Below are 9,099 nucleotides of genomic sequence, written 5' to 3'. Positions count from 1 at the left end.
CGGCCGGCCCGCCCGGCGCCACCCCGGTGACGACCGACCGGCCGGTCGCCCCGCGACCTCCGCCGGGCGTGCCCTCCCGGTGACCCGCGTCGCAGTCCATGCCCCTCCCGCCGTCGTCCCGACGCTCGCCCACGCTGCGGTTCGCCGCAGGCGGCGTAACCTGCAACCCGCAGCACGACGGGAGGAGGGGCGCCATGACAGACCGGGTGGAGCGGGACCGAGCCGCCGCGCAGAACGGCGGCCGGGTGCTCAGGCCGCGGGCCTGGGCCGCCCCGGTACGGGCGATGACCCGGATCCTCAACGCCGACGGCACCCCGCGTACCGCGCAGCCGGCCGGCCCGGACCGCACCGGGATCGTGGACTGCGGCCTCTACGTCGACGGGGAGCGCCAGCCCGGCGAGTGGACGTACGCCGAGGCGCTGGAGGCGGCCCGCCGGGAGCGGCACGCGTTCGTCTGGCTCGGCCTGCACGAGCCGGAACTGGCCGAGATGAGCGCCATCGCCGACACCTACGGCCTGCACGAGCTGGCGGTGGAGGACGCGGTCAAGGCCCAGCAGCGTCCCAAGCTGGAGCAGTTCGGCGAGGTGAGCTTCCTGGTGCTGCGGACCGCCCGGTACTGCGAGCACACCGAGCTGACCGAGAACTCCGAGGTCGTCGAGACCGGCCAGGTGATGCTCTTCATCGGGCCGAAATTCCTGATCAGCGTCCGGCACGGGGACGCCTGCCGGCTCGCCCCCGTCCGGGCCGACCTGGAGGCGAAGCGGGACCTGCTGCGCCACGGGCCGTGGGCGGTGGCGTACGCGATCACCGACCGGGTGGTGGACCTCTACCTGGAGGTCGCCGACCAGTTGGAGGACGACCTCGACGTACTGGAGGCGGACGTCTTCGACCGGCAGGGCACCGGCCGGATCCAGCGGATCTACCAGATGAAGCGGGAGCTGGTGGAGTTCAAGCGGGCGGTGATGCCGCTGCAGCGCCCGCTGATGAGCGTGACCTCGCAGGTCAACCGGGAGGTGCCGCAGGAGGTGCGGCGCTACTTCCGGGACGTGCAGGACCACCTCAGCCGCACGGTCGAGCAGGTGAACTCCTACGACGACCTGCTCAACTCGATCCTGCAGGCGCGGCTGGCCCAGGTGACCGTCGACCAGAACAACGACATGCGCAAGATCGCCGCGTGGGCCGCGATCGGCGCGGTGTGGACCGCGATCGCCGGCATCTACGGGATGAACTTCAAGTACATGCCGGAGCTGGACTGGACGTACGGCTATCCGGGCGTGTGGGCGCTCATGCTGGCGTCGTCGTTCACCCTGTACCGACTGTTCCGCCGCAACGGCTGGCTGTAGCGGGTCGAGACGCGGAAGCGCCGGCCACGCGGGGCTTTCCCCGCGCGCCGGCGCTTTCCGTGACCTCGCGGGTCAGCGGTGACCGCTGGCCTTGGCGGCGTTCTTCCCGTTGCTCAGGGCCTTGGTGACGTCGTCGGCCGGACGGCCGGAGACGTCCCGGGCACCCTCGGCCACCGAGGGGACCTTGTCGGTCTGGGCGATCACCGGGCCCGTGCCGGGGGTGGTGGTGGAGGCGCTGCTGCCCCCGGCCACCGCCGAGCTGCCGGCCCCGGTCGGACCGCCGGCGACACCCGAGCCGCTCGACATGGTCGAGGCGTCGGTGACCTTGGCGCTCGGGTCGGGGGTCTCCACCACGATGGTGTCCACGTCCTCGCGCATCGGGTCGAGCTTGGCGGTCGGGTCGTACTCGGCCCACTCCTGCTGCTCGCGGCGGCGGCGCATGGCCATCGCCCCGGCCAGGCCGGCGACGGTGCCGGCGGCCAGCAGGCCGGTCATCATCCCGCCCCGCGACTTCTTCTGCTTCTTCTTGGCGGCCTTCATGTTCTTCGCCTTCACCTTCTTGCTCATCGCCACCTGCTTGGCGGCGGCCACCTTCCTGTCGGCGACTGCCTTCCCCGCCGCCCCGGCCTGGGCGTTGCGGACGGCCAGGAGCAGCGGCGCGAGGGCCGCGGCCGTCGACGCGACTCCGCTCGAAGCCCGGTCCCGCACCATCACTGCGGTCGGCGCGACGGCGCCCCGGGCTGCCTGGACCCGCGGGCCGACCGTGGCGCCGGCACCCTTCGCCGCATACGTCGCGGCCTGCCTCAGGTGACCGATGCCCTGGTTCAGCTCCGCCTTCGCGAGCTGCCCCTGGGTCTTACGCCGCCCGATTCCAAACACGATCGCACCTCCTGGGAGTTCTTCCTCCGTCATCCTCCACCCTCGGATGCCTCCGCATGGCCAGATCGGGCACATGGGAGGATCCGCATGGAAACTGACCAACAAGTGAGGAGTACCCGTGGCCGAGGCTGTCTACGCCACCTTGCACACCAACGCTGGCCCGATCCGGCTGGAGCTCTTCCCCAACCACGCGCCGAAGACCGTCCGCAACTTCGTCGACCTGGCCGAGGGCAACCGCGAATACATCGACCCGCGTACGGGTCAGCCGGGCAGCGGGCCGTACTACAACGGCACCATCTCGCACCGGGTGATCAGCGGTTTCATGATTCAGATGGGTGACCCGACCGGCACCGGTCGCGGTGGCCCGGGCTACACGTTCGCCGACGAGTTCCACCCGGAGCTGCGCTTCGACCGGCCGTACCTGCTGGCGATGGCGAACGCCGGACCGGGCACCAACGGCTCGCAGTTCTTCATCACGGTGTCGCCGACCCCGCACCTGAACAACCGGCACACCATCTTCGGCCAGGTGGCCGACGAGCAGTCGGCGAAGGTGGTGGACGCGATCGCCAACACCCCGACCGGCCCGAGCGACCGGCCGCTGCAGGACGTGGTGATCGAGCGCGTCGAGATCGAGCGGAAGCCGGCCTGAGCGTCGCCCAGGTACCTTTGCACGCATGACTGAACGCTCCGGGCAGGCAGGTGACGGTGCCGGCGGGTCGGTGCCGACCACTCCGGTCTGCTACCGCCACCCCGGCCGGGAGACCTACATCCGGTGCACCCGGTGCGACCGGCCGATCTGCCCCGAGTGCATGCGGGACGCGTCGGTCGGGCACCAGTGCCCGGAGTGCGTGAACGAGGGACGCCGTGGCGTGCGGCCGGCGCGCACCGCCTTCGGTGGCGGTGCCGCCGGCCGCCACGGCTACGTCACCAAGACGCTGATCGCCCTGAACGTGCTGGTCATGCTCCTGTCCATCGCTTCGGCCCGGAGCGGGACGGCGGTCGCTGGCGGCTCCGGCCTGGGCGGCCTGCTGGGCAGCTCCACCCCGCTGACCGACTGGGGTGCCGTGCTGGGTCAGGCGGTCTTCCCCGACGGCACCGTGGGCGGCATCGCGCAGGGGCAGTGGTACCGCCTGGTCATCGCGATGTTCCTGCACTACGGCCTGGTGCACCTGCTGCTGAACATGTGGGCACTCTGGGTGCTCGGCCGGACCCTGGAGGCGGTGCTCGGCCCGCTGCGCTTCCTGGCGCTCTACCTGATCGCCGGGCTCGGCGGAAACGTCGCGGTCTACGTGTTCAGCGCCCCCAACCACCCCGCCGTCGGGGCGTCGACCGCCATCTTCGGCCTCTTCGCCGCGATCTTCGTGATCATGCGGCGGCTGGGCCGGGACACCTCGGCGATCGTGCCGATCCTGGTGATCAACCTGATCTTCACCTTCACCGTGCCGGGCATCTCCATCGCCGGGCACCTGGGCGGTCTGGTCACCGGCGCGGTGATGGCGCTGGTCCTGGCGTACGCCCCGCGGATGCGGCGGACCATCTTCCAGGCTGCCGGGGGTGCGATCATCCTGGTCGCACTGCTGGGGCTGGTGATCGTCCGGACTGCGATGCTCACCGGCTGACCGGCCGCTCGGCGCTGCTCAGCCGGCGGCGGAGCGGGCCGCACGCAGCACCTCGGCCACCTCGGCGGGCGGGGCGTCCAGGTCGTACCGACCGAAGAGGTGCAACGACTCTCCCGCGTCGATCTCCAGCGTCTCGCTGGTGAGCCCGTGCCGGGTACGCCGGTCGACGGTGATCGCCTCGACGACCGGCCAGGGCAGCCGTCGCCGGCCGGCGAAGCCGTGGATCACCGTGATGCCGTCCCGGTCCACCGCCAGCCGGACCGGCGCCACCAGATCGCGCAGCCCCCAGCCGGTCAGCGCCGCGGCGGCCAGCCCGGCCAGCACCGGTTGGACCCGGTCGTTGCCGGCGAAGAGCAGCCCGAGCCCGACCAGGACGACCGCGCCGACCAGCTTCGCCACCGGCAGGATCACCGGTACCCGCCACTGGTGGACCGGGGACGACTCTGGCTGCACCGCCCCAGCATGCCAGCTCGGGCGGCCCCGGGCCTGACGCAAACCGTCGGCGAGGACGTAGGATCGGGGACACCCAAGTTACCGGGGAGTAGACATGAGTGACGCGGTCATTGTCGGTGCGGTACGGACCCCGGTCGGGCGGCGCAAGGGCAGCCTCGCCGGCGTGCACCCGGTCGACCTCTCGGCGCACGTGCTGCGCGCCCTCGCCGAGCGGACCGGCATCGACCCCGCCCAGGTCGACGACGTGGTCTGGGGCTGCGTGTCGCAGGTCGGCGAGCAGTCGTGGAACGTCGCCCGCAACGCCGTGCTCGCCGCCGGCTGGCCGGAGGCGGTCCCGGGCACGACGATCGACCGGCAGTGCGGGTCGAGCCAGCAGGCGCTGCACTTCGCCGCCGCCACCGTCCTCTCCGGCCAGGCCGACCTGGTGGTCGCCGGTGGCGTCGAGTCGATGACCCGGGTGCCGATGGGCTCCAGCGCGGCCGGCGGCATGCCGTTCAGCGGCCAGATCCTGGAGCGCTACCGGGGTGTCGAGGGCGTCGCCGAGGACTCCCCGCTCCCGTTCAACCAGGGCGTCGGCGCCGAGTTGATCGCCGAGCGGTGGCGCTTCTCCCGCACCCAGCTCGACGAGTTCGCGCTGGCCAGCCACGAGAAGGCGGCCGCCGCGCAGGACGCCGGCGCGTTCGACCCGGAGCTGGCGCCGGTGGCGCTCGCCGACGGCGGCAAGTTCGCCGCGGACGAGGGCATCCGGCGGGACACCTCGCTGGCCAAGCTCGGCGAGCTGGCCACCCCGTTCCGGGCCGACGGCGTCGTCACCGCCGGGTCCGCGTCCCAGATCTCCGACGGAGCCGCCGCGCTCGCCGTCACCACCAGCGAGTGGGCCAGCCGCCACGGCCTGCGCCCGCTGGCCCGGGTGCACACCGCCGTGGTCGCCGCCGACGACCCGGTCACCATGCTCACCGCACCCATCCCGGCCACCGCGAAGGCGCTGCGCCGCGCGGGGCTGGGCATCGAGGAGATCGGGGTGTACGAGGTGAACGAGGCGTTCGCCCCGGTGCCGCTGGCCTGGCTGGCGGAGACCGAGGCGGACCCGGAGCGGCTCAACCCGCGCGGTGGGGCGATCGCCCTCGGCCACCCGCTCGGCGGCTCCGGCGCCCGGATCATGACCACCATGCTCCAGCACATGCGGGACAACGGGATCCGCTACGGCCTGCAGACCATGTGCGAGGGCGGCGGCATGGCCAACGCCACCATCGTCGAGTTGCTCTGACCGACCGGCCCGGAAATGGTCTCGCCCGCAGGGTGGCGCGCCGCCTACCCTGCGGGTCGTGACGACCTCCTCGACGCTCGAACCGGGCTGGTCCACCCCGCAGTGGCGCGACGACGCCCTCGCCTGGGTAGGTGACGCGCTGGCCGGGCCGGGCCTCCGGGTGACCGGGCCGGTGGAGCCGCGGGTCCGTCCCTGGTCGCTGGTGTGGCGGGTGCCCACCGACGCCGGCCCGGTCTGGTTCAAGGCCAACAACCGGGGCACCCGGCACGAGGCCGGCCTGCTGGCCGCGCTGGCCCGGCTCACCCCCGGGGCGGTGCTCCGTCCGGTCGCCGTGGACGTCGACCGGGGCTGGTCGCTGCTCCCGGACGGTGGCCCGAGCCTGCGGGACGTGCTGGCCGGGAAGAAGGACCTGACGTACTGGGAGCGGGTGCTGCCGGAGTACGCCGCCGTTCAGGTCGCGCTGGCGCCGTACGCCGCCGAGCTGCTCGACCTCGGGGTGCCCGATCACCGGACCGAGGTCATGCCGGGCCGGTTGGCTGAGCTCCTTGAGGACCGGGAGTCCATGCTGGTCGGTGCCGCGAACGGCCCCACGCCCGAGGCGTACGACCGGCTGCGCGCGTATCGGCCGGAGTTCGCCGAGGTGTGTCGGCGCCTGGCCGAGGTGGAGGTACCGGCCACCATCCAGCACGACGACCTGCACGACGGCAACATCTTCGTCGCCGACGACGGGTACCGCTTCTTCGACTGGGGCGACGCCTCGATCGCCCACCCGTTCGGGACGCTGCTGGTGACCCTGAGGTCGGTGGCGTACGCCTTCGAGTTGGAGCCCGGTGACCCCGCGTTGGTCCGGCTACGCGACGCGTACCTGGAGGCGTGGACCGACCGGTACGACCGGGCGACGCTGCGCGCGGCGGCCGACCTGGCGATGACGGTGGCCAAGGTCAGCCGGGCGCTCTCCTGGCAGCGCGCCCTGCTCACCTCCGACCCGGCCCGCGCCGAGTACGCCGAGGCGGTCCCCGGCTGGCTCGGTGAGCTCTTCACCTCCAACCCGGTCTGACCCGGTGTGGCCGCCGTCATGGTGGTCACACCGCAGCCCAAGGCAGGGTGCCGGTATGGACACGGGGGACAGATACCGGAGGTTCGCCGAGCGGGAGGCGCGGGGCCAGTCCCCGACCTACGAGCGGCTGGCCCGGTCGGTCGCGGAGGATGCCGGTCTGCTTCGGCTCCTCGACGAGCTGCCGGAGCCGAAGCGGCAGCCGAATCTGCTCTTCGCCGCCGTCCGCTTCCTCGGCGGGCCGGTGGACGACCCGGACCGGTTCCGGGATTGGGTGACTGCCGCCTGGCCGGAGGTGGCGGTGACCATGCTGGCCCGCCGGACCCAGACCAACGAGGCGGCCCGCTGCGCGGTGCTGCTGCCGGTGCTGGCCCGGCTGCCGCAGCCGTTGGCCCTGATCGAGGTCGGTGCCTCGGCCGGGCTCTGCCTCCACCCGGACGCCTACCGCTACTCCTACGGCGACCATCGGGTCGGGCCGGCGGAGAGCCCGGTCGAGCTGAGCTGTGCCGTCGAGGGCGAGGTGCCGCTCCCCGACCGGGTGCCGGAGGTGGTGTGGCGGGCCGGGCTCGACCTGAATCCGCTCGACGTCGCCGACCCGGACGACCTGCGCTGGCTGACCGCCCTGGTCTGGCCGGAGCAGCACGAGCGGCGGGAGCGGCTGCGGGCCGCCGCCGACATCGCCCGCGCCGCACCCGCGCCGGTGCACCGGGGCGACCTGCTCGCCGACCTGCCCGCGCTGGCCGCCACCGCGCCCCGGGACGCCACGCTGGTGGTCTTCCACAGCGCGGTGCTGGCGTACGTGTCGGCGGAGGTCCGGGCCGCGTTCGCCGAGCTGGTCGGCGGGCTGCCCGGGCACTGGATCTCCAACGAGGCCGCCGGAGTGCTTCCCGGCGTGATCACCGACGTGCCGCCGCCCGACGGCGCGGCCCCCTTCCTGCTCGCGCTGGACGGCCGGCCGCTCGCCTGGACCGCCCCCCACGGCCAGGCGCTGCGCTGGCTCTGACGCCCGGCCGGCAACCGGCCGTGCCGGGTCGCGAGTCGCTGTCCCGCTGGTGTCGGACAGCCGGTGCGACGGGCGGCGTGCAAGTTGCAGAAATGCCGGAGTGACCCATATCACGCCTGGTCAGCCGTCGTTGCACAAGGCATGGACGTCTTCTCACGAACGTTCCTTCCGGCCGCCGCCGAGACCGGGCTGGCGGCCCAGACGGTCAGCCGGCACCTGCCGGTCTTCCGCCGGTGCGTCGGCTCCGGCGATGCCACCATCCTGGTCACCCGGTGCAGCCGCCCGGACCATCCGGTCGGCGGCGAGTACCTGATGCTGCTCACCCACCGACGGCTGGTGGTCACCCAGCAGACCCGGGTGCTGCACCGACTCCGCCTGCACCTCAACACCGAGCTGCGCGAGCTGAGCAACGTCACCTGGAGCCCGGATCCGCGACACCACAGCGTCGAGCTGGCGGCCACCGCGATCGACGGGATACGCGAGCGGTTCGTGATCCGTATGCATCACCCGAAGCAGGTCTGGCAGCTCGACACCCTGCTCCACCACGCGTTCCGGACCCGGCTGCGGACGCCCGCGGAACGGCTGGTCGCCACCATCGGCGAGCCGTCCGCCGCCGCCCGGCCGGCCGTGTTCCGCCCGGCCGCGGTGCACTGACCATCTCCTTACCGAACCCGAACATCGCCCGGACGTCCCGGGCGGCCACCGGTCGGTAATCATGGGCCGGTGACCGCCGACGCCGCCCAGCGCGGGCTGGTCCTCGTGGTGGAGGACGAGCCCGCCATCGCCGACCTGGTTCGGCTCTACCTGACCCGGGACGGGTTCGGGGTACACGTGGAACGCGACGGCACGGCCGGCCTGGCCGCCGCGCGACGGCTGCGCCCGGTGGCCTGCGTGCTCGACATCGCGCTGCCCGGCCTGGCCGGTACGGAGATCTGCCGGCGGCTGCGGGAGGCCGGCGACTGGACGCCGGTCATCTTCCTCACCGCACGGGACGACGAGGTCGACCGGATCGTCGGCCTGGAACTCGGCGCGGACGACTACGTGACGAAGCCGTTCAGCCCCCGTGAGCTGGTCGCCCGGGTCCGGGCCGTGCTGCGCCGCGCCGCCGGTGCACCGGCCGGGGCGGAGCAGCCCCGGGTGGTCGGCCCGGTCACCCTCGACCCGGCCCGCCGGACGGTGACCGCAGCGGGCCGCCCGGTGCAGCTCACCTCGACCGAGTTTGACCTGCTCGCCCACCTGATGGCCCGGCCCGGCCGGGTGTTCACCCGGGAGGAACTGCTGGCCGGGGTCTGGGGCTACGCCGCCCACGGCGGCACGCGGACCGTGGACGTGCACGTCGCCCAGGTGCGCGCCAAGCTCGGGCCGGCGAGCGTGATCCGCACCCACCGCGGCGTCGGGTACGCGGCCGATGGCTGACCCGACCGGCCCGCAGCCGCCGGCCGGCGCGTGGCCGCCCGCTGACGCCTCCCGGCCGCACCAGC

10 protein-coding genes are annotated in these 9,099 nt (G+C 73.3%); 8 read left to right on the top strand and 2 right to left on the bottom strand.

Features of this window, described 5'->3' with window-relative positions; genetic code table 11:
* Window positions 1-194: 194 nt before the first annotated feature.
* Complete coding sequence (gene corA / locus DKL51_RS15120; RefSeq protein WP_109942712.1) at window positions 195-1,343, top strand: magnesium/cobalt transporter CorA; 1,149 nt, start codon at window positions 195-197, stop codon at window positions 1,341-1,343.
* A gap of 72 nt (window positions 1,344-1,415) precedes the next feature.
* Here the strand turns inward: corA and DKL51_RS15115 are convergent, their stop codons facing one another.
* Window positions 1,416-2,255 carry a hypothetical protein gene (locus tag DKL51_RS15115; RefSeq protein ID WP_109965100.1) on the bottom strand — a complete coding sequence of 280 codons (840 nt, stop codon included), beginning with the start codon at window positions 2,253-2,255 and terminating at the stop codon, window positions 1,416-1,418.
* Between the two features lie 85 nt (window positions 2,256-2,340).
* Between DKL51_RS15115 and DKL51_RS15110 the strand changes: the two genes are divergently transcribed.
* Window positions 2,341-2,871 (top strand): peptidylprolyl isomerase, encoded by a 531-nt coding sequence (locus DKL51_RS15110; RefSeq protein WP_109965099.1) that lies wholly within the window; start codon window positions 2,341-2,343, stop codon window positions 2,869-2,871.
* Between the two features lie 25 nt (window positions 2,872-2,896).
* Window positions 2,897-3,841 (top strand): rhomboid family intramembrane serine protease, encoded by a 945-nt coding sequence (locus DKL51_RS15105; RefSeq protein WP_109965098.1) that lies wholly within the window; start codon window positions 2,897-2,899, stop codon window positions 3,839-3,841.
* Window positions 3,842-3,859: 18 nt separating this feature from the next.
* Here DKL51_RS15105 and DKL51_RS15100 read toward each other — a convergent pair whose 3' ends face one another.
* Window positions 3,860-4,294, bottom strand: a complete 435-nt coding sequence (locus DKL51_RS15100) for a PH domain-containing protein (protein ID WP_109965097.1) — start codon at window positions 4,292-4,294, stop codon at window positions 3,860-3,862.
* A 94-nt stretch (window positions 4,295-4,388) separates the two neighbouring features.
* On the opposite strand from DKL51_RS15100, the gene DKL51_RS15095 reads away from it, so the two are divergent.
* The 5 genes from DKL51_RS15095 to DKL51_RS15075 all read left to right on the top strand — a co-directional run bounded on the left by DKL51_RS15095 (window position 4,389) and on the right by DKL51_RS15075 (window position 9,034).
* Entirely contained in the window at window positions 4,389-5,561 is a 1,173-nt protein-coding gene (locus tag DKL51_RS15095; RefSeq protein ID WP_109965096.1) for a thiolase family protein, read from the top strand.
* Window positions 5,562-5,619: 58 nt separating this feature from the next.
* Window positions 5,620-6,618 carry a phosphotransferase gene (locus DKL51_RS15090; RefSeq protein WP_124812179.1) on the top strand — a complete coding sequence of 333 codons (999 nt, stop codon included), beginning with the start codon at window positions 5,620-5,622 and terminating at the stop codon, window positions 6,616-6,618.
* A gap of 55 nt (window positions 6,619-6,673) precedes the next feature.
* Window positions 6,674-7,618: a DUF2332 domain-containing protein gene (locus DKL51_RS15085; RefSeq protein ID WP_109965094.1), complete on the top strand. Its 945-nt coding sequence runs from the start codon at window positions 6,674-6,676 to the stop codon at window positions 7,616-7,618.
* 141 nt (window positions 7,619-7,759) lie between these two features.
* Window positions 7,760-8,272 (top strand): hypothetical protein, encoded by a 513-nt coding sequence (locus tag DKL51_RS15080; RefSeq protein WP_109942704.1) that lies wholly within the window; start codon window positions 7,760-7,762, stop codon window positions 8,270-8,272.
* A 69-nt stretch (window positions 8,273-8,341) separates the two neighbouring features.
* The gene (locus tag DKL51_RS15075) at window positions 8,342-9,034 is read left to right on the top strand and encodes a response regulator transcription factor (RefSeq protein WP_109942703.1); all 693 of its coding nucleotides are present in this window, start codon (window positions 8,342-8,344) and stop codon (window positions 9,032-9,034) included.
* The last annotated feature ends 65 nt before the right edge of the window (window positions 9,035-9,099 follow it).

Origin of the sequence: Micromonospora globispora, from assembly GCF_003857015.1 — a bacterium.
Classification (GTDB): Bacteria; Actinomycetota; Actinomycetes; order Mycobacteriales; family Micromonosporaceae; genus Micromonospora; species Micromonospora globispora.
This window is presented reverse-complemented; position numbering and strand designations above follow the sequence as displayed.